The 18123-nt window shown below is 71.1% G+C and carries 18 protein-coding genes; 9 read left to right on the forward strand and 9 right to left on the reverse strand.

Annotated features, from left to right (window positions below):
• Nucleotides 1-6 precede the first annotated feature (6 nt).
• Complete coding sequence (locus tag NRP21_RS04510) at nucleotides 7-444, forward strand: GNAT family N-acetyltransferase (RefSeq protein ID WP_257714983.1); 438 nt, start codon at nucleotides 7-9, stop codon at nucleotides 442-444.
• 13 nt (nucleotides 445-457) lie between these two features.
• Here NRP21_RS04510 and NRP21_RS04515 read toward each other — a convergent pair whose 3' ends face one another.
• The gene (locus NRP21_RS04515) at nucleotides 458-715 is read right to left on the reverse strand and encodes a hypothetical protein (protein ID WP_257714984.1); all 258 of its coding nucleotides are present in this window, start codon (nucleotides 713-715) and stop codon (nucleotides 458-460) included.
• Between the two features lie 156 nt (nucleotides 716-871).
• Nucleotides 872-3676 carry a glycosyltransferase gene (locus NRP21_RS04520; RefSeq protein WP_257714985.1) on the reverse strand — a complete coding sequence of 935 codons (2805 nt, stop codon included), beginning with the start codon at nucleotides 3674-3676 and terminating at the stop codon, nucleotides 872-874.
• 267 nt (nucleotides 3677-3943) lie between these two features.
• On the opposite strand from NRP21_RS04520, the gene NRP21_RS04525 reads away from it, so the two are divergent.
• The gene (locus NRP21_RS04525; protein WP_257714986.1) at nucleotides 3944-5248 is read left to right on the forward strand and encodes a hemolysin family protein; all 1305 of its coding nucleotides are present in this window, start codon (nucleotides 3944-3946) and stop codon (nucleotides 5246-5248) included.
• A gap of 28 nt (nucleotides 5249-5276) precedes the next feature.
• Here NRP21_RS04525 and NRP21_RS04530 read toward each other — a convergent pair whose 3' ends face one another.
• The 3 genes from NRP21_RS04530 to NRP21_RS04540 all read right to left on the reverse strand — a co-directional run bounded on the left by NRP21_RS04530 (nucleotide 5277) and on the right by NRP21_RS04540 (nucleotide 6706).
• Nucleotides 5277-5696, reverse strand: a complete 420-nt coding sequence (locus tag NRP21_RS04530; protein WP_257714987.1) for a DoxX family protein — start codon at nucleotides 5694-5696, stop codon at nucleotides 5277-5279.
• A 126-nt stretch (nucleotides 5697-5822) separates the two neighbouring features.
• Nucleotides 5823-6332, reverse strand: a complete 510-nt coding sequence (gene gpt, locus NRP21_RS04535; RefSeq protein ID WP_257714988.1) for a xanthine phosphoribosyltransferase — start codon at nucleotides 6330-6332, stop codon at nucleotides 5823-5825.
• A 14-nt stretch (nucleotides 6333-6346) separates the two neighbouring features.
• Nucleotides 6347-6706, reverse strand: a complete 360-nt coding sequence (locus tag NRP21_RS04540; protein WP_257714989.1) for a tRNA-binding protein — start codon at nucleotides 6704-6706, stop codon at nucleotides 6347-6349.
• Nucleotides 6707-6802: 96 nt separating this feature from the next.
• Here NRP21_RS04540 and NRP21_RS04545 point away from each other — a divergent pair, with 96 nt between their 5' ends.
• Nucleotides 6803-8692 (forward strand): bifunctional sugar phosphate isomerase/epimerase/4-hydroxyphenylpyruvate dioxygenase family protein, encoded by a 1890-nt coding sequence (locus NRP21_RS04545; RefSeq protein ID WP_257714990.1) that lies wholly within the window; start codon nucleotides 6803-6805, stop codon nucleotides 8690-8692.
• Nucleotides 8693-8732: 40 nt separating this feature from the next.
• Here NRP21_RS04545 and NRP21_RS04550 read toward each other — a convergent pair whose 3' ends face one another.
• Nucleotides 8733-9026, reverse strand: coding sequence for a DUF4242 domain-containing protein (locus NRP21_RS04550; RefSeq protein ID WP_257714991.1), 294 nt, complete (start codon nucleotides 9024-9026; stop codon nucleotides 8733-8735).
• A 269-nt stretch (nucleotides 9027-9295) separates the two neighbouring features.
• On the opposite strand from NRP21_RS04550, the gene NRP21_RS04555 reads away from it, so the two are divergent.
• From NRP21_RS04555 to NRP21_RS04565, 3 genes are all read left to right on the forward strand, one after another.
• Entirely contained in the window at nucleotides 9296-10249 is a 954-nt protein-coding gene (locus tag NRP21_RS04555) for an AraC family transcriptional regulator (protein WP_257714992.1), read from the forward strand.
• A 213-nt stretch (nucleotides 10250-10462) separates the two neighbouring features.
• A complete protein-coding gene (locus NRP21_RS04560) occupies nucleotides 10463-12073 on the forward strand; it encodes a gamma-glutamyltransferase family protein (protein WP_257714993.1) in 1611 nt (536 codons plus the stop codon).
• A 65-nt stretch (nucleotides 12074-12138) separates the two neighbouring features.
• Entirely contained in the window at nucleotides 12139-13635 is a 1497-nt protein-coding gene (locus NRP21_RS04565) for an amidase (protein ID WP_257714994.1), read from the forward strand.
• Nucleotides 13636-13705: 70 nt separating this feature from the next.
• Here NRP21_RS04565 and NRP21_RS04570 read toward each other — a convergent pair whose 3' ends face one another.
• The 3 genes from NRP21_RS04570 to NRP21_RS04580 all read right to left on the reverse strand — a co-directional run bounded on the left by NRP21_RS04570 (nucleotide 13706) and on the right by NRP21_RS04580 (nucleotide 14601).
• On the reverse strand, nucleotides 13706-13963 hold the full coding sequence (locus tag NRP21_RS04570; protein WP_257714995.1) for a hypothetical protein: 258 nt from the start codon (nucleotides 13961-13963) through the stop codon (nucleotides 13706-13708).
• On the reverse strand, nucleotides 13960-14217 hold the full coding sequence (locus NRP21_RS04575; protein ID WP_257714996.1) for a hypothetical protein: 258 nt from the start codon (nucleotides 14215-14217) through the stop codon (nucleotides 13960-13962). Before NRP21_RS04575 ends, NRP21_RS04570 begins: the two co-directional genes overlap by 4 nt.
• Nucleotides 14218-14346: 129 nt before the next feature.
• On the reverse strand, nucleotides 14347-14601 hold the full coding sequence (locus tag NRP21_RS04580) for an Lrp/AsnC ligand binding domain-containing protein (RefSeq protein ID WP_257714997.1): 255 nt from the start codon (nucleotides 14599-14601) through the stop codon (nucleotides 14347-14349).
• A gap of 227 nt (nucleotides 14602-14828) precedes the next feature.
• Here NRP21_RS04580 and NRP21_RS04585 point away from each other — a divergent pair, with 227 nt between their 5' ends.
• The 3 genes from NRP21_RS04585 to NRP21_RS04595 all read left to right on the forward strand — a co-directional run bounded on the left by NRP21_RS04585 (nucleotide 14829) and on the right by NRP21_RS04595 (nucleotide 18115).
• Nucleotides 14829-15869 carry an ABC transporter substrate-binding protein gene (locus NRP21_RS04585; RefSeq protein ID WP_257714998.1) on the forward strand — a complete coding sequence of 347 codons (1041 nt, stop codon included), beginning with the start codon at nucleotides 14829-14831 and terminating at the stop codon, nucleotides 15867-15869.
• Nucleotides 15866-16348 (forward strand): nucleoside deaminase, encoded by a 483-nt coding sequence (locus tag NRP21_RS04590; protein ID WP_257714999.1) that lies wholly within the window; start codon nucleotides 15866-15868, stop codon nucleotides 16346-16348. The genes NRP21_RS04585 and NRP21_RS04590 overlap by 4 nt, the downstream gene beginning before the upstream one ends.
• Before the next feature lie 78 nt (nucleotides 16349-16426).
• On the forward strand, nucleotides 16427-18115 hold the full coding sequence (locus NRP21_RS04595; RefSeq protein ID WP_257715000.1) for a thiamine pyrophosphate-dependent enzyme: 1689 nt from the start codon (nucleotides 16427-16429) through the stop codon (nucleotides 18113-18115).
• The last annotated feature ends 8 nt before the right edge of the window (nucleotides 18116-18123 follow it).

The raw sequence follows: 18123 nt of genomic DNA on the forward strand, positions 1-18123 counted from the left end.
CGGGGGATGAGCGCCAGGATCGCCCGCCTCGAGACCCTGCCTACTGGCTTCGCGGCGCTGCGCGACACGGCGCTGGCCGAGGGCTGGCGGATGCTGCAGGTGTTGGAGGAGGACTGGACAGGCGGTGCCCTCCGCTTCGACCGGCCGGGCGAAGGGCTGTTCGCCGCCTGGCGCCGCGACGACCTGGCCGGGATCGTCGGGCTCAGCATCGACCCTTATGCGGGGGATCGAGGCACGGCCCGGCTGCGCCGCCTCTACGTCGCGCCCGCCCATCGCGGGCGGGGCGTGGGCCGCGCCCTGGTGGACGCCGCAACGGAGGCCGCGGCGGAGCATGGATTCAAGCTTTTGCGCGTGCGCTCACCCGGCGGGGCCCGCCGCTTCTACGAGGCTTGCGGCTTCGTGCCGGCCGTCCTGCGCTCCGCGACCCATGTGCGGCCGCTCTGAGCGGCCCCACCCCTCACATCCTCGCGGCGGTGTCGCCCAGCGTCCGCACCGCGTCCTGGGCCTTGGCCAGCTCGCGCCCGGTATCGCCGACACGCCTGTGCCAACCTTGTACGCTGGCCTGCAGCTTCGCGGTGCTGTCGCGCAGCTCGTAGAGGCTTTCCCGGAAGTTGTTCATCGCCGCCCTCTGCGCGTCCTGCGAGACGGCGAGGAGGCGGAGGGCGGATTGCAGCCGCTCCAGCGGGGCACGGTTCAGGGGAAGGATCTCGGCCATGCGGCGCGCTCCGGAAGAAGGTGACCAGAGGCTTAACGCGGCATGGGCCACGCCCGCAGCTTCATTCTGCATTAACGAAATTCACTTCTGACGCCCGGGAAAGACGAACGGCCCGCCGGGTCTCCCCGGCGGGCCGCCCCAGGTCTCGCGCAGCGGCTACTGGACTTCGCTGCGCGCCACCACCGTGCCCGCGGAGGACTGCGCGGGCACCGCGCCCGGCAGCACCGCCGCCACCTTCGCCGGCATCGCCGCAATCAGCGCCATGGAGACGGCGGCGAGGTAGGGGATGGACTGCACCAGCAGGATGACGGTCCAGAGGATCGCCTCCCAGGTGCCGCCGCGATGCGCCAGCGTCACGCCGGCGGCCGCCAGCCAGAGGAGGAGCATGAACACCGCCTCCTGCCGCGCCGTCATCAGCCCCTGCACCAGCGCCGGGGCGTTCTCCATCTTCGGCGTGCGGGCGAAGTGGGCCCGCTTCTTCCAGAAGCCCTGCCACACCGCCTTGCCGATGGTGTGGGACAGCGCGAGTCCGCCGAGCGCCGCGCCCAGCCGGTCCATCGGGCCGCAGGAGACGCGGGCGCGGTAGAGCAGCCAGATCTGCGCGAACTTGAAGGCGAAGAGCGCGAGGCTGGGGATCATGAAGAGGGTGATCGGGAACTCGTCCGAGAGGCCGACGGAGACGAGGGCGGTGCGCAGCCCTTCCGTCGCGAACTCGTGGCCGAAGATCTCCACCGTCTTGTGGATCCGGGTCAGCGGGATGAGGGTGAGGCCGATCGACCAAACCAGCCCGCCCACCACGAAGGCCAGCCCCAGCGCATCGCCCAGCCAGGGGAACCAGCCCATGACGAAGTGGAAGCGCTGGCCCTGGGTCAGGCTGCGGTCGAAGGGGTTCAGCAGCGCCTTCCAGTGGTGCTTCACGATCTGCACCGCGCCGAAGGCCCAGCGGTGGCGCTGCTTGCGATAGGCGGAGAAGTCGTCCGGCATCACGCCGCGGCCCATGGAGTCCGGGCAGTACACCGCCTCCCAGCCCTGGCGCATCAGCTTCAGGCCGAGCTCGCTGTCCTCGCATATGCACCACTCGGCCCAGCCGCCGGCGCCTTCCAGGGCGGACTTGCGGATCAGCGTCATGGTGCCGTGCTGGATGATGGCGTTGCGCTCGTTGCGCGTGACCATGCCCGCCTTGAAGAAGCCGGCGTACTCCCAGAACATCAGGCGCTTGAACAACCCGCCATTCCCGTCCCGGTAGTCCTGCGGGCTCTGCGTGAAGCCCACCTCCGGCCGGTTGAAGAAGGGGGCCATGCGGCGCAGCCAGTCCGGGCGGACCAGGTAGTCGCTGTCGATCACGCCCACCACGGCCGCGTCCGGCGCCGTCTCGCGCAAGGCGAAGTTCAGCGCGCCGCCCTTGAAGCCCGGCCACTTGCCAAGGTGGTAGAAGCGGAACCGGGCGCCCAGCCGCGCGCAGTGCTCGGCCACCGGCTCCCACAGCGCCGGGTCGGTCGTGTTGTTGTCGATGACCAGGACCTCGAAGTCCGGGTAGTCCAGCTCGGCCAGGGCATCGAGCGTCTCGCGCACCATGTGCGGGGGCTCGTTGCAGATCGGCAGGTGGATGGAGACTTTCGGCAGCGCCGTGCCGTCCGGCGCGGGCAGGGCGGGCCAGCGGCGCTTGGAGACGCGGCCATAAAGGGTCTCGGCGAGCTCGAAGCCGTCCGACAGCAGCAGGCCCAGCAGCAGCACCTGCCCGAAGACCAGCAAGGTCCAGACCACGCCCGCGGTCGCGGACATGTAGGTCTCGCTCATCGCCAGCACCACGCAGGTGCCCAGCGCCACGAAGCCCTGGGAGAGGCCCGCGAGCATCAGCTTGCCCTGCCAGCGGATGTCGGGCCGGCGAGCGAGGAAGAAGAAGGTGGCGAGGGAGGCAATCAGGCTGGCACCGAAGGCCCAGCCGAACCAGGCCGGCGTCTCCTGCACGGAGCCAACCAGCGGCCACTTCTGGTGGCGGTCCAGGTCATACATGCCCCAGTGGCCGGCGGCGCGGCCCTCGAAGGACACCTTCCAGGGCTGGTCGAAGGCCTCCATCACGAAGTAGTCCAGGCCGCGCTGCTCCGCGATGTTGAAGAAGCTGCGCAGGAACAGGGCCTGGTTCACGCGGCTGGCGCGGGCGGCGCCCTGGGCTACGCCGTCGCTGGGCCAGCCCACCTCGCCGATCACCACCTTCTTGCCGGGGAAGCGCGCCTGCACGGCATCGAACTTCTCCATGATGAAGCGCAGCGCGTCGTCCACCGGCAGCCCCTCCCAGTAGGGAAGGAGGTGGATGGTGATGTAGTCCACGGCGTCGCCGAGCTCGGGATGGTCCATCCAGACGTGCCAGGGCTCGGCGGTGGAGACGGGCTGGCGGACCTGCCGGCGCACCTGCTGGATGTACCCGACCATCTGGGCCGGGGTGATGTCGCCGCGCAGCACCGCCTCGTTGCCCACGAGGACGCGTTCCACGTTCCGGCTCTCGCGCGCGATCTGGATCAGACGGCGGATCTCGGCCGCGTTCCGGTCCAGCCGCTTGTCCAGCCAGGAGCCAAGGGTGATCTTCAGGTCCAGCCCGGTGCTCCAGGCGATGTCGGGGATCCGCTCCATCCCGCCATGGGCGGAATAGGTGCGGATGTGCCGGGTCATCGGCGCGACCTTCCGCAGGTCGCCCTCAATCTGCTCCGGAGTCGGGGTGGGGCCGCCCTCGGCCCCCTGGCCGCGCTGGTAGGGTGCGAAGGCTAGGCCGTTCACCTGGCCGCGGAAGTCCGGCACCGCCACGGGCCGGTTTATGGCCCACCAGGCGCCGATATGGGCGGCCGCCACCAGGGCCAGCACCGCCAGCGTCAGGCCGTGCCGGGCGAGGAAGCCGGGGCGGGCAGGGGCGGGGCTGAACCCGGATTCGGGGTTGCGGGGGATGCGCGGGGCAACGTGCGCGGTCATCGCGTGCAGGGCTCCGGCGCGGGGCACCTGGCCACCGCCCGGCCGATCCGGGCTGGCATGGTCCTGGTGCCTGATGCGCTCAGTGGCATCAAACGCCGGGGCTGAGGCGCGCATCCGGCCCAATCTGGGCAAGATTGCGGCGCAACAAATGATATCCCGATGTCTCGAAGCGTCCGAATCGCGCCTGTCATTCGGTCAATCCGTCGAGTGCCGCTAAGATGCGTTCAACACCCGGCCTCTCACCCCAAAAGGATCCTTTCACCACCCATGTCGGCGCTCCTGGAAATCGGCATCATCATCCTTCTGGTGCTGCTGAACGGCGTCTTCGCCAGCAGCGAGCTGGCCATCGTCTCCTCCCGGCGCGCCCGCCTGCAGGGGATGGAACGGGCCGGGTCAGCGGGCGCGCGCGCCGCCCTGGCCCTGGCGGATGACCCTCAGCGCTTCCTGCCCACCGTGCAGGTCGGGATCACCCTGATCGGCGTGGTCGCCGGCACCTTCGGCGGCGCCCGGCTCTCCTCCACCCTCGGCCCGGTTCTGGACTCCATCCCCGGAGTCGCGCCCTACGGTGGCGAGGTGGCGATCTTCGTCGTCGTGCTGCTCATCACCTACCTCTCCCTTATCCTGGGCGAACTGGTGCCGAAGCAACTCGCCCTCCGGAACCCCGAGCGCATCGCGACCCTGATTGCCCGGCCGATGCTCGCCCTCTCCCGGATCTCTGCCCCCATCGTCTGGCTCCTCTCCACCTCGTCCTCTCTCGTGCTGCGGCTGATGGGCGCCAGCGGCACGGTGGAGCAGTCCGTCACGGAAGAGGAGGTGAAGGCCGTGGTGGCCGAGGGCGCAGAGGCCGGGGCGCTGGAGACGGAGGAGCGCCACATGATCGAGCGCGTCCTCCGCCTCGCGGACAAGCCCGTCCGCGCCCTGATGACGCCGCGAACCGAAATCGTCTGGCTGGACCGCAAGGCGACGCCGGAGGAGGTCTCGGAGAAACTGAAGGGCGAGACGGTCAACCGCTTCATCGTGGCCGACGGGCGCGTGGACAACGTGGTCGGAGTCGTCGCCGCCAAGGACCTGCTGGACCAGATGCTGTCCCGCCAGCCCCTCTCGGTCGCGGCTGCCCTGCGCAAGCCCATGGTCCTGCCGGACAACCTGCCGGCGCTGGACGCGCTGGAGAAGATCCGCCAGGACCCGCTCGGCCTCGCGCTGGTGATGGACGAGTACGGCTCCTTCGAGGGGGTCGTCACCGCCTCCGACCTGCTGGAGGCGATCGTGGGCGAACTCGGCGCGCCCGATCCGCTGCCTTCCGCCGGCCCGGCCGTGGAGCGCCACGACGGCTCCCTGCTGCTGGACGGCATGATGCCCAGCGACGAACTGCGTGCCCGCCTGGATCTGCCCGTGCTGCCCCAGGCCGGCAGCTATCACACGGTGGCCGGCCTCATGCTCGCCCTTCTGCGGCGGGTCCCGCAGGAGGGCGACCGCATCGTGTTCGGCGGCTGGCGCTTCGAGATCGTGGACATGGACGGACGCCGCGTGGACAAGGTGCTGGCCGCGAAGGACGAGACGGTCCCGGTCTAGCGGGTCCCCATCCCGGGCACGGCGGCGTTCAGGCGCGCCGCCGCGCCCAGTGGGCCTGGATGGCACCGAGCATCAGCCCACCGATCATGCCGACATGCTCGGTGGCGGTGTGGAAGGCCACCACGCCCATGACCCCGTCCATGTTCCAGAAATGGTGGACGATGGGAATCGTTAGCGCCGTGAAGATCGCCAGCCACCCGGCGCCGAGCCAGGCGTGGCGGCCGTGGATGACCAGCCCCGCGCCGACGAGCTGGGTGATGATCACGGCGATGGCGAAGGGCGCGGTGGGGTGCAGGCCGAACATGCCCATCTCGGCCCTGGCACCGGTGAAGTCGATCAGCTTAGCCAGCCCGCTTCCCCAGTACGGGAAGGTCAGGAGGATCCGGGCCAGCACCCCGAAGGCGCGGCTATCCAGGATGGCGGCAACCGGCCGCGGTGTGGCATTCATGCGGATGACCCCCCGGGAATGGGCACCACCCCGGGCGGGGCGGGGCCGATTCCCCGGCCCGCACCATGCTTTGCCCAGGGCAGTTCCGCTAGCGGGTCGTTCCGCCCTGCGGGCCTGCCCCAGCGGTCAGCCCCCGGCCGCCGCGGACCGCGCGATCGGGGCGACGAACTGCGGCTCCGTGTCCCAGGGGAAGAGGATCCAGGTGTCCTGGCTCACCTCGGTGATGAAGCTGTCCACCAGGGGGCGGCCAGCGGGCTTGGCGTAGATGGTCGCGAAATGGGCGCCGGGCAGCATGGCCCGCACCACCCGCGCGGTGGTTCCTGTATCCACCAGGTCGTCCAGCACCAGCCAGCCCGTGCCGTCCCCGGCCGCGACGGGGGGCTTGGCCACCGTCGGCTCGCCCCGGTTCTGCTCCTCGCCGTCCTTGCCGTAGGTGATGACGGAGACGCTCTCGATGAGGCGGCAGTCCAGTTCCCGCGCCACGATCGCGGCGGGGATCAGGCCGCCGCGGGTGATCGCGACGATTCCCTTGAAGGCGCCGCCCTCCGGGCCCTTGCCGTGCAGGCGCCAGGCCAATGCCTTGGCGTCGCGGTGCAACTGGTCCCAGGTGACGGTGTAGTAGCGGGGCGGGGACATTCCTCTTGGTCCTCTCAGAACATGCGGGCGCCGTTCGGCACGGGCAGGTCGGGGCGTAGCAGCACCACCGCGCCCGCCTCGTCCGGCAGGCCGAGGGTCAGCACCTCGCTGGCGAAGCCAGCGATGCGGCGCGGGGGGAAGTTCACCACGGCCAGGACCTGCCGGCCGATCAGCGCCTCGGGCGCGTAGTGGACCGTGACCTGGGCGGAGGAGCGGCGGACGCCGATTCCCCCGCCGAAGTCGATCCAGAGCTTGATCGCGGGCTTTCGGGCCTCGGGGAAGGGCTGCGCGTCCACCACCGTGCCGGCGCGGATGTCGATCCGGTCGAAATCCTCGATGCTGGCGACGGGGGAGGCGTTCGGCGCGTCTTCCATCCCGCGCCATTAGCGGAGGGGGCCGCCCCGGGGAAGGTGGAGAGGTGGCCGGGACGGGCCGGCTCGGCTAACCTGCTGCCGAACGCTGGGCCGAACATGCTGGAAACGCCGCTTCCGAAGTCCATCGCCACCGTCTGCCTGTCAGGCAGCTTGCCGGACAAGATGGAGGCGGCGGCGAGCGCCGGCTTCCAGGGCGTCGAGATCTTCGAGCAGGACCTGCTGACCCATGACGGGCCGCCCGAGGGCATCCGCGCCATGGCGGAGGACCTCGGCCTGGCCATCACGATCTTCCAGCCCTTCCGCGACTTCGAGGCGATGCCGGAGCCGCAGCGGCGGCGGAACATGGACCGGGCGGAGCGCAAGTTCGACGTGATGCAGGCCCTCGGCACGGACCTCGTGCTGGTCTGCAGCAACGTCCAGCCCGCCGCGATGGACGATCCCGCCCGCGCGGCCGCCGACCTGCGAGAGATGGCGGAGCGCGCCGCGGCCCGGGGCCTGCGCGTGGGATACGAGGCGCTGGCCTGGGGCCGGCACGTTAACCGGTGGCGGCAGGCCTGGGACATCGTGCGGCGCGCGGACCACCGGGCGCTGGGCCTCATCCTCGACAGCTTCCACACCCTCTCCCTCGGCGACACGCTGGATGGGCTGGCGGGCGAGGTGCCAGGGGACCGGATCGCCTTCGTCCAACTGGCCGACGCCCCGCGCCTCTCAATGGACGTGCTGAGCTGGTCCCGACACTTCCGCGACTTCCCCGGCCAGGGTGAGCTGCCCATTGCGGAGTTCGCGCGGGAGGTGCTTCGGGCCGGCTATCGCGGGCCCCTCTCGCTCGAGGTGTTCAACGACGAGTTCCGCGCTGCCCCCGCGCGCCGCATCGCGCGGGACGGGCATCGGTCCCTCATCTGGCTCGATTCGGTTCTGGCGGGCCCATCCGTGCCCGCATCGCCGCTGCCCGCCCCGCCCGTCCTGGGCGGGGTGGAGTTCCTCGAGTTCGCGGTGGACGAGGCAAAGGGGCGGGAGCTCGGCGGCTTTCTCTCCAACCTCGGCTTCCGCCTCGCGGGGCAGCACCGCTCCAAGTCGGTGGAGCTCTGGCGCCAGGGTGGGGTCAACCTCGTCCTCAACAGCGAGCCGGACAGTGCGGCGGCCGGGCATTTTGAGCTGCACGGCGCCTCCGTCTGTGCCACCGCGCTCCGGGTGGACGACGCCACCCGCGCCCTCTCCCGCGCCGAGGCCCTGCTCTGCTCCACCTGGCGGGAGAGGCTGGGAGAGGGGGAGCGGCCGATCCCCGCGGTCCGGGCGCCGGACGGCACGCTCATCTACCTGGTGGAGCCGGGCGCCGAGGGGCGCAGCATCTGGGAGAGCGACTTCCACCTCCTGCCCGGGGCCGCCGAGGCGCCGGGCGCGCTGGAGAGGGTGGACCATGTCGCCCACGCGCTGGCGCAGGGGCAGATGGAGGGCTTCGTCCTCTTTCACCGAGCCGTCTTCGGGCTGGAGCCGGCCCCGCCGATGGACCTGCCCGATCCGCAGGGGCTGGTGCAGAGCCGGGCCATGGCGGACCCTTCAGGGCGAGTCAGGATGCCGCTGAACGTCTCGGAGAGCCGGCAGACGGCGACGGGGCGCTTCGTCTCGGCCATCGCCGGCGCCGGGGTGCACCACGTCGCCTTCTCAACCCCCGACGCGGCCGCCTTCGTGGCCGGGCGGGCGGCGCCGATGCTGACGATCCCCGGCAACTACTACGAGGACCTGGCCGCCCGCTTCGGGCTGGACGACAGGCTCCTGGCCGATCTGGAGCGCGGCCACCTCCTCTACGACCGGGATGCGCGCGGGGGCGAGTTCGTCCACGCTTACACCGTTTCCTTCGAGGACCGCTTCTTCTTTGAGGTTGTGGAGCGGCGCGCCGGCTACGCGGACTACGGCGCCGCCAATGCCGGGGTGCGTATGGCCGCCCAGGCCCGGGCGCGGCCCTGGCTTCCCGCGCCCCGCGACTGAGGGCAGGGCGGCGGGCGGCAGGCCGCCCGCCCGCCATCGCTCAGGCCTCGGCCAACTCGCAGAGCTGTTCCGTGGCGGGGTCGATCATCCCTGTCGCCTCCATGATGCGCGTGGCCGGGAATCCCGAGAGCCGTGCGTGCTCCCGGATCACCGCCTCGCTCTCGGCAAGATAGACGCAGTAGGTGCCGTCCCTGGTGACGTAGGAGTGCTGCCACTGGATGCCGGAGAGCTGGCCGAGCGCGCCGTTGGAGGTGCGGGCCGCCTGGCCGAGCTGGGGCGGGGAGAGGTGGCCCGCCCCGGGGATGTCCCGCTCGATGATGAAGCGCTTGAGCATTTGCCTGTCTCCTCAATGTTCGTGCTAGCGCGATCGTGGCGCGGCTTGAGTCCTACGCCTTACGGTCCTTGCTCGCTTGATCGTCCCTTCGCGCCGTTTCGCAGCGGGTCCACCCCGCTTTGCCGGGCATCCGCCGCTCTTGCCCGCCTCTCCGGCCGGCGGCTTGGCCGGGGCATATGCGTGGCAGGGGGAAGATCGTTCCGCTTCCGTCCGTCTCGCGCTAAATCAGACCGCCCGGGGACAAGGCGGCCGGGGGAGGGCGAGGCGGCATGGGCCACGACATCCTCTCCGACGTTCTGCAGGCCGTCCGGCTGAAGGGCGCCGTCTTCTATCTCGTGGAGGCGGCCGAGCCCTGGGTAGTGATGGCGCCTCCCTCCCGTGAGGTCGCCGCGGCCGTCATGCCGGGCTGCGACCACGTCATGGAGTTCCACGTCTTCTTCGAGGGCGAGTGCTGGGGCGGTCCCCTGGGCGGTGGACAGGAGCGGATCGGCCCAGGCGAGGTCGTCCTCTTCCCGCGCGGGGAGGCGCATCTGTTCCGCAGCGATCCCGGGCTGAGCCCGCCGCCCCCGACCATGCCGCAGGAGGGAGCCCTGCCGATCCGCCTGCGCTACGGCGGCACAGGGCCACCCTCCGCCCGCTTCGTCTGCGGCTTCCTCGGCTGCGATGCTCGGCCGTTCAACCCGCTGATCGAGGCGCTGCCCCGGATGCTGCGCATCCCGGCGCGAGAAGGCCCGATGGGCGAGTTGATCCGCCTGGCCGTGGCCGAGACGGCGGTGCCCCGGGCCGGCGGGGAGGCGCTCCGCGCCCGGCTGGCGGAGATGATGTTCGTGGAGGCCGTGCGCACGCATCTTGCCGCCCTGCCGGAGGGCTCGGGAGGATGGCTCGGCGGTCTGCGGGACCCGCAGGTCGGCCGCGCCCTGGGGCTGCTGCACGGGCGCCCCGCCCATCCCTGGACCCTGGACGACCTGGCGCGGGAGGCCGGCCTCTCCCGCACGGCGCTGCACGAGCGCTTCGCGGCCCTCGTGGGGCGCCCGCCGATGCAATACCTCACCCATTGGCGGATGCAGCTCGCCGCTACCCGCCTCGCTCAGGGCGGAGACAAGGTCGTCAGCATCGCGGTGGAGGTGGGCTACGAGTCGGAGGCCGCCTTCAACCGGGCCTTCAAGCGCCTTGTCGGGATGCCCCCGGCCGCCTGGAGGCGGGAGCGCGCCTCCCGCGCCTGAGCGCCCCGCGCCGGCGCCGCCCTGGGCGGGCGGTGGCCCCGCGGCGGCGGCCCTGCCTTCCGCCCGCGCGCATACCGGCGTATCCCCTGGTCCGAGGCCGTCGCGTCAGGGACGCGGCGGCGCGACATGCGGGCCCTCTCCCGACCGCCAAGGGACGGCGCGGGCCCGCCACACCTGCCGAACAACGACGGCCCTGGGAGGATACCCGAACCGATGCGCGACCTTCACCTTCCCGGCCGCAGCCCCGCCATGGCGCTGAATGCCATGGCCGCCACCTCCATGCCCGTGGCGACCCTGGCCGCGCTGGAGACGATGCGGGCGGGCGGCAACGCCATGGACGGCGCCATCGCCGCGGCCGCCGTGCTGGCGGTGGCGGAGCCGCAATCCACGGGGATCGGCGGGGACTGCTTCTGCCTTTACGCCCCGGCCTCGGGCGGCGTTCACGCCATTAACGGCTCCGGCAAGGCCCCGGCCGCCGCCACGCCGGAGGCGCTGCGCGCCGCCGGGCTGACGAAGATGGTCAACACGTCCGTCCATTCCGTCACGGTCCCCGGCGCGATCTCCGCCTGGGAGGCGCTGAACAAGGCGCATGGCCGGCTCGGGATGGACCAGATCCTGCAGCCCGCCATCGGCTACGCCGAGCAGGGCTTCGCCGTCTCCTCCCGCGTCGCGGCGGACTGGGAGGACAGCGTCGGCAAGCTCTCCCTCCAGCCGCAGACGGCGCGCCGCTTCCTGAAAGACGGGAAGGCCTACGGGTTCGGCGACCGCTTCGTGCAGCCGGAGCTGGGCGCGACGCTGCGCGCCATCGCGAAGGACGGGGCGCGCGCCTTCTACACCGGCGCCATCGCGGCCGACATGGTGAAGACGCTGCGGGCCGCCGGCGGCCTGCACACGGAGGAGGACTTCGCGGAGGGGATGACCGCCGCGAACTTCGTCGATCCGATCTCCCGCAAGTGGCGGGGCATGGAAGTGTTCCAGTGCCCGCCGAACGGCTCCGGCCTGCTGGTGCTGATGCTGCTCGGCATCCTGGAGGGCTTCCCGGAGCCGGCCGGCCCGCTGGACGCGGTGCGCCTGCACCGCCACCTGGAGGCGGCGCGCCTCGTGTACCGTGACCGTGACGCCTTCCTCGCCGATCCCGCCCAGGCCGAGGTGCCGCTCGACCGCCTGCTGTCCGACGGCTACCTCGACAAGCTCCGCGGCATGATCAGCGACGACAGGGCGATGGTGGACCTGCCCCCGCCGGGTGATGCGGACTGGGAGAAGCACAAGGACACGGTGTACCTGACCGTGGTGGACCGGGACGGCAACGCCTGCTCCTTCATCAACTCCCTCTTCGAGGGCTTCGGCTCCGGCATCCTGGCGGAGGGCTGCGGCGTGATGCTGCAGAACCGCGGCTTCGGCTTCCGCCTGCAGGAGGGGCACCCGAACTGCATCGCGCCGCGCAAGCGCCCCATGCACACCATCATCCCGGGCATGGTGATGAAGGACGGCAAGGCGATCATGCCCTATGGCGTGATGGGCGGGCACTTCCAGCCCATGGGGCAGAGCTGGTTCCTGACCAATCACTTCCAGTTCGGCCTGGACGTGCAGGAGGCGCTGGACCTGACGCGGGTCTTCCCGAGCGTGGGCGAGGAGCACCGCAACGTGGAGATTGAGAACGGCCTGCCGCCCGCGCTGCGCGACGCCCTGGCCACACTCGGCCACCAGCCCAAGCTCATCAAGAAGCCGCATGGCGGCGGCCAGGCCATCCTGATCGATCGGGAGAGGGGCGTGCTGATCGGCGGCTCCGACCCGCGCAAGGACGGCTGCGCGATGGGCTACTGAGCCCCGATCGGGCCGCGGCACCAGCCGCGGCCCTTCTTTTTCCGACCCGACTTGCTGGACCGCCGATGACCGAGCCCTGCGACCTCCCCGCCCTTGAAGCCCGCCGCCTGATCGGGGCGAAGAAGCTCTCCCCGGTGGAGCTTCTCGACTCCTGCCTCGCCCGGATCGAGGCGGTGAACCCCGCGATCAACGCCGTGGTCGCGATCGACGAGCGCGCGCGGGGCTGGGCGAAGGAGGCCGAGGACGCGGTGATGCGGGGCGACAAGCTCGGCCTGCTGCATGGCCTGCCGATCGGCATCAAGGACTTGGAGGAGACGGAAGGCCTCGCCACCACCTTCGGCAGCCAGATCTTCAAGGACAACGTGCCGAAGGCGGACCTCTCCTCCGTGGCGCGCATCCGCGCGGCGGGGGCGGTGATCACCGCCAAGACGAACACGCCGGAGTTCGGTGCGGGCGCGAACACGCGCAACGCCGTGTACGGCGCGACGGGCAACCCCCACGATCCCACGCGGTCCGCGGCCGGTTCCTCCGGCGGCTCCGGCGCGGCGCTGGGGGCGGGGATGTTCGCGATCTGCTCGGGCTCGGACACGGGCGGCTCGCTCCGCAACCCCGCGGCCTTCAACGGCATCGTCGGCTTCCGGCCGAGCCCCGGCCTCGTCTCCACGGAGCGAAAGGGGCTGGGCTGGCAGAACCTGTCCGTGCTCGGGCCGATGGCGAACAACACGCCGGACGCCGCGCTCCTCCTCGCCGCCATGGCCGGCGACGATGCGCGCGACCCGCTCTCCTACACCCTGCCCGGAGAGGTGGTGCGGGCGCGGCCGGAGCGCTGGACGCCGCTGGCCCCGCTCGACCTCTCCTCCCTCCGCGTGGCGGCGACGGAGGATTTCGGCCTGGCGCTGGTGGAGAAGACCGTCCGCGAGGCCTTCCGCGCCCGCGTGGCGGCCCTGGAGCCGCTCTTCGCCCGGATTGAGGAGAAGACGCCGGACTGCCGGGGCGCGAACGAGGCCTTCGAGGTCCTGCGCGCCCTGAACTTCCTGGCCGCGCACCAGGAGAAGGTGGCGAAGACGCCCGATCTCGTCGGACCGAACGTGCGCGCGAATGTGGAGGAGGGGCTCGGCTACTCGGCCGCCGACGTGGCGCGCGCGGGCGTGCTGCAGACGCAGATGTACCAGCGCTGGCAGAGCTTCTTCGAGGCGGGGACAGACCTGATCATCGCGCCGGCCATCACGATCTCCCCGCGCCCCTGGACGGAGCTCTTCCCGCGCGAGATCGACGGGCAGCCGACCCGCACCTACTTCCACTGGCTCGCCATGGCCTACATCGTGACGCTGACGGGCCACCCCGCCATCTCAATCCCCATGGGCCGGGACGCGCTGGGCATGCCCTTCGGCCTGCAGATCGTCGGGCCGCGCGGGGGCGACGCGCTGGTGCTGCGCGCGGCGGCCGCGATCGAGGCGGCCTGCGGGGGCGACGCGCTGCTTTCCCGGCCGCAGGCGGACATCGAGGCGTTGCGGCAGGCGCCGCCCATTGCCTCCATGCCAGGCTTCCTCGGCTTCGACTGAGGGCAACATCTGCCGCCGCGCGTCCCGGTCCCCGTGCCGAGGGGGCCGGCGGCGCGCGGTGCGCCCTGACCTACCAGCGGCGCCAGCCGTAGTGGCGGGGGTAATAGCCGTATCCGTACCCGTAGTAGCGCGGCGCATAGGCGTAGCGCGGGCCGTAGCCGTAGCCATACCCGTAGTAGCCAGGACCGGAGGCGATGGCCGCCCCCGCCGCCGCCCCCAGCCCGGCGCCCACCAGGGCCGAGCCGGCCACGTTCGGTTCCCCGTAGGGGCCGTAGCAGCCGCCGAGCGCCAGCCCGGCCGCCGCGAGAACCGCCAGACGAATCGTCATCGCCAGTTCCTCCCGTACCCATAGCCGCCGGCATAGGGGCGGCCGGGGCCACCATAGGAACCCGCGCCACGGCGCGGGGGTTGCCGGTGGTGCCCGCCGTCGCTGGCCGCGGCCGCCACCAGCCCCGCCGCAAGCCCGACCCCGGCGCCGAGGGCGAGGGTGCTGCCCCAGTCGGTCGAGCCGTCCGGGTGCTGGCACCCGGCCGTAGCCAGGGCTGCGGCGATGGCAAGGGCGGGAAGGAAGCGGGGCTTCATCTGGCGGGACCTCCGAGGACACCAGATATCGGTGGCCCCGGTGTCACCCGCGCGGCAGCGCCATGGCAGGGCGCGGCGGGACGAAGGTGTTTTCGTGGCGAGGTTTTACTTCGACTAGCGGCCGCCCCTTCAGCCCCGCGGGCCGGAGAAGGCGTTGAAGGTTTGGAGCGTGTAGGTGTCCTTGATGCCCGGCACCGTCTGAATCCGCTCCACGACGAAGAGGCCGATATCCTGATCCGGCTCCAGGTAGAACTTGCCGAGAAGGTCGTACTGCCCGCTGGTGGAGTGCATCTCGGAGAGTTCGGGGATCGTATCTGCCATCTCCCGCGCCACGCGGTAGGCCGCGCCCATCTCGCACTTGATCATCACGAAGATCGCTCTCATCCGGCCCTGCTCCCGTTCGGCGCGCAGGATGCCGCCGGGCGGGCAGGGTTCCAAGCCTTTGCGGATGATTGGGGCGGCACGGAAGCTGCATGGTGCGGGGCAGCACGGAAGGCGGCTCGCGCCGCCCGGCGGGGGAAGGCCGCCGCAAGTCCGTGCAGCATGGCCGCCCGCACCCCCACGCGGCATTCCCACCCGCGCCCGCATGGCGGGCGCGAAGGAGTGTCGCCATGCCCTTGCCCCGGGCCACCCGCCGCGCCGTCCTCGGCGCCGCCCTCGCCAGCCCATTCATCCGCCCGGCTTCCGCCCAGGCGCTGACGCCTATCCGCTTCATCCTGGACTGGAAGGCGCAGGGCCCGCACGCCTGGTACTACGTGGCCCAGTCCCGCGGGTATTTCCGCGAGGCCGGGCTGGACGTGACCATCGACCAGGGCGAGGGCTCCGCGGCCGCCGTCACGCGCGTGATGTCCGGTGCCTACGACGCCGGCTTCGGCGACATCAACGCCGTGATCCAGAACGCCGCCGGACGTCCTGGCGAGCAGCCCGTCATGGTCTACCTCGTCTACAACCGCGCGCCCTACGCCATCATCTCCCGCGCTGACGGCCCGGTCCGCACCCTGAAGGACCTGGAAGGGCGGCAGGTCGGCGCCCCCGCCGGATCCGCCACGGCCCGCATGTTCCCGGCGCTCGCCGCTCGGAACGGCGTGGATCCCTCGAAGGTGAGGATGGCGGCCATCGCGCCGAACCTCGTGGAGCAGATGCTGGTGCAAGGGCAGGTGGATGCCGTCGCCCAGTTCTCGGGCACCAGCTACATGAATTTCGTCGGCATGGGGAAGGATCCGGAGAAGGACTTCCGCTGGTTCTTCTACAGCGACATGGGGCTGGACCAGTATTCAAACGGCGTCCTCGTCAGCCAGGCGCTGCTGAAGAACAGGCCGGAGGCGGTGCGCGGCCTGACCACCGCGATCAACCGCGCGATTCAGGAGGTGGCGAGGAACCCGGATGCCGGGATCGCCGAGCTGAAGAAGGTGGAGCCGCTGACGGACACCGCCATCGAGAAGCAGCGCCTGCTCTACATGTTGCGCGCACAGATGACGACGCCGGAAACGGGCACGCTCGGCCTCGGCGACCTCAGCGACAAGCGGCTGGAAGGCGCGATCGGGACGGTGGTGGAGACCTACGGGCTGCCGCGCACCCCCGGCGTGCGGGACGTATTCCTGCGCGACTTCCTGCCCGCGCGCGAAGCGCGCCTCCTCCCGGTGGTGGGATGATCGCCGTGAACGGGCATGAGACGATGATGCGGCTCGCCATAGAGCAGGCAAAGCACGGCGCCAGCCTCGGCGAACAGCCTTTCGGCGCGCTGGTAGCGAAGGATGGCGAGGTGGTGGTGAAGACCTGGAGCAAGAAGGTCGGCCTCTGCGACGCCACAGCGCATTCCGAGACCCTGGCCGTCGGCATGGCCTGCCGTGCGCTGGGCCGGCGGGAGTTGCCCGACTGCACCTTCTACGCCACCTGCGAACCCTGCCCGATGTGCCTCGGCGCCATCCTCAACGGCGGCTTCAAGCGGCTGGTGCTGGGGGCGCGCAACGCGGAAGTGAAGCGGCTGGCGAACAAGGCCTTCAACTTTGGGGGCTATTCCGTGGAGTCCTTCGCGGAAACCGTCGGCTGGGACCTGGAGGTGATCGACGGCGTGCTCTCCGACGAGTGCGTGGCCCTCTACACCTCCGCCAAGGTGGAACTTACCCGGTAGCGGTTGGCGGGCCAGCCCGCGCGGCCTAGTCTGCGCCCCCTCCGGCACGCTGCCGGAGGGGGAAGGGGACCAAGCACGATGGACGGCACCACGAAGGGCACGGCCCGGGGACGGACGGGCGGGCAACTTCTGGCGGATGCGCTGGTGGCTCAGGGCGTGACCCACGCCTTCCACGTGCCCGGCGAGTCCTTCCTCGACCTCCTCGACGGGCTCTACAACGTCCAGAACCGGATCGAGCTGACCACCTGCCGCTTCGAAGCGGGCGCGGTGCACATGGCCGAGGCCCATGGCAAGCTGACGGGCAATCCCGGCGTCGCCATCGTTACCCGCGGCCCCGGCGCCTGCCACGCCAGCATCGGCGTGCACGTGGCGATGCAGGACAGCACGCCTCTCGTCCTCATCGTCGGCCAGATCCCCTTTGCCGAGACGGACCGGGACACCTTCCAGGAGGTGGACTACCGCCGGATGTTCTCCCCGCTCGCCAAGTGGGTGACGCAGATCGACGACGCCCGCCGCATCCCCGAGCTGATGGCCCGCGCCTTCGACGTGGCCCGCAGCGGCCGCCCCGGCCCCGTGGTGGTGGCGATCAGCGAGGAGATGCAGAAGCAGGTGGTGGAGGTGAAGGACATCGGCCCCGCGCCGACCCTGCCGGCCTTCCCGGCACCGCACGCCATCCCGCGCCTGTTGGAACTGCTGGACGGCGCGAAGCAGCCCGTGCTGGTCCTCGGCGGCACCGGGTGGTCGGACGAAGGCAAGGCGGCGATCCGCGACTTCGCCCTCGCCCATGACCTGCCCGTGGCCGTGGGCTTCCGTCGCCTCGGCCTTTTCGACGGCACCTCGGCCAATTTCGTGGGCGACCTCGGCGTCGGCTCCGATCCGGGACTCGTCGCGCGCGTGAAGGAATCGGACCTCGTCATCGCGGTGGGCACGCGGCTCGGCGAGGCGACGAGCCAGGGCTACACCCTCTTCCCCGAGGGCGAGACGAGCCCGATCGTGCAGGTCCACCCCGATCCCGCCGAGATCGGCCGCGTCTTCCGCCCCCTGCTGGGCATCACGGCCGACCTCAACGCCTTCGCCGTTGCACTTAAGGCCGCCGCTCCCGGCAAGCCGCGCCCCTGGGGCGAGTGGACGAAGAAGCTCCGTGCCGGGCGGGAGGCGAGCGTCGCCGCGCCGGAATACGAGGGCCCGCTGAACTTCGCCCGCGCCCTGCAGGCGCTGGAGAAGGAGCTGCCGGAGGACACGATCTTCACCGTGGATGCCGGCAACTTCGCCACCTGGCCGCAGCGCTTCATGTCCGTGCGGGAGAAGCAGGAGTTCCTCGGACCGACCAACGGCGCCATGGGCTATTCCGTGCCCTCCGGCATCGGCGCCGCCATCACCTATCGCGGCCGTCAGGTGATCAGCTTCGTCGGCGACGGCGGCTTCCTGATGACCGGGCAGGAGATCGCGACCGCTTTCCAGGCCGAAGTCGCGCCGATCGTCATCGTGGTGAACAACGGCCAGTACGGCACCATTCGCATGTACCAGGAGCGCCACTATCCCGGCCGCGTCTCCGGCACGCTGCTGAAGAACCCGGATTTCGCGCGCTTCGTCGAGGCCTTCGGTGGACATGGCGAGGTGGTGACGGCGACCGACGAACTGGTGCCGGCCTATCAGCGCGCCCGCGCCAGTGGAAAGCCCGCGATCATCGAGGTGCGGATGAGCGCGGAGCAGATCACCAACCGCCAGACCGTCACGCAGATCCGGGCTGCGGCCGCGAAGGCCTGATCGCCGCC

The sequence above is a fragment of the Roseomonas populi genome (assembly GCF_024594815.1).
Lineage (GTDB): Bacteria > Pseudomonadota > Alphaproteobacteria > Acetobacterales > Acetobacteraceae > Roseomonas > Roseomonas populi.

Coding starts and splice junctions, on each gene's coding strand:
- NRP21_RS04510 (WP_257714983.1), top strand. CDS start 7: ATGAGCGCCAGGATCGCCCGCCTCGAGACCCTGCCTACTGGCTTCGCG.
- NRP21_RS04515 (WP_257714984.1), bottom strand. CDS start 715: ATGGCCGAGATCCTTCCCCTGAACCGTGCCCCGCTGGAGCGGCTGCAA.
- NRP21_RS04520 (WP_257714985.1), bottom strand. CDS start 3,676: ATGACCGCGCACGTTGCCCCGCGCATCCCCCGCAACCCCGAATCCGGG.
- NRP21_RS04525 (WP_257714986.1), top strand. CDS start 3,944: ATGTCGGCGCTCCTGGAAATCGGCATCATCATCCTTCTGGTGCTGCTG.
- NRP21_RS04530 (WP_257714987.1), bottom strand. CDS start 5,696: ATGAATGCCACACCGCGGCCGGTTGCCGCCATCCTGGATAGCCGCGCC.
- gpt (WP_257714988.1), bottom strand. CDS start 6,332: ATGTCCCCGCCCCGCTACTACACCGTCACCTGGGACCAGTTGCACCGC.
- NRP21_RS04540 (WP_257714989.1), bottom strand. CDS start 6,706: ATGGAAGACGCGCCGAACGCCTCCCCCGTCGCCAGCATCGAGGATTTC.
- NRP21_RS04545 (WP_257714990.1), top strand. CDS start 6,803: ATGCTGGAAACGCCGCTTCCGAAGTCCATCGCCACCGTCTGCCTGTCA.
- NRP21_RS04550 (WP_257714991.1), bottom strand. CDS start 9,026: ATGCTCAAGCGCTTCATCATCGAGCGGGACATCCCCGGGGCGGGCCAC.
- NRP21_RS04555 (WP_257714992.1), top strand. CDS start 9,296: ATGGGCCACGACATCCTCTCCGACGTTCTGCAGGCCGTCCGGCTGAAG.
- NRP21_RS04560 (WP_257714993.1), top strand. CDS start 10,463: ATGCGCGACCTTCACCTTCCCGGCCGCAGCCCCGCCATGGCGCTGAAT.
- NRP21_RS04565 (WP_257714994.1), top strand. CDS start 12,139: ATGACCGAGCCCTGCGACCTCCCCGCCCTTGAAGCCCGCCGCCTGATC.
- NRP21_RS04570 (WP_257714995.1), bottom strand. CDS start 13,963: ATGACGATTCGTCTGGCGGTTCTCGCGGCGGCCGGGCTGGCGCTCGGC.
- NRP21_RS04575 (WP_257714996.1), bottom strand. CDS start 14,217: ATGAAGCCCCGCTTCCTTCCCGCCCTTGCCATCGCCGCAGCCCTGGCT.
- NRP21_RS04580 (WP_257714997.1), bottom strand. CDS start 14,601: ATGAGAGCGATCTTCGTGATGATCAAGTGCGAGATGGGCGCGGCCTAC.
- NRP21_RS04585 (WP_257714998.1), top strand. CDS start 14,829: ATGCCCTTGCCCCGGGCCACCCGCCGCGCCGTCCTCGGCGCCGCCCTC.
- NRP21_RS04590 (WP_257714999.1), top strand. CDS start 15,866: ATGATCGCCGTGAACGGGCATGAGACGATGATGCGGCTCGCCATAGAG.
- NRP21_RS04595 (WP_257715000.1), top strand. CDS start 16,427: ATGGACGGCACCACGAAGGGCACGGCCCGGGGACGGACGGGCGGGCAA.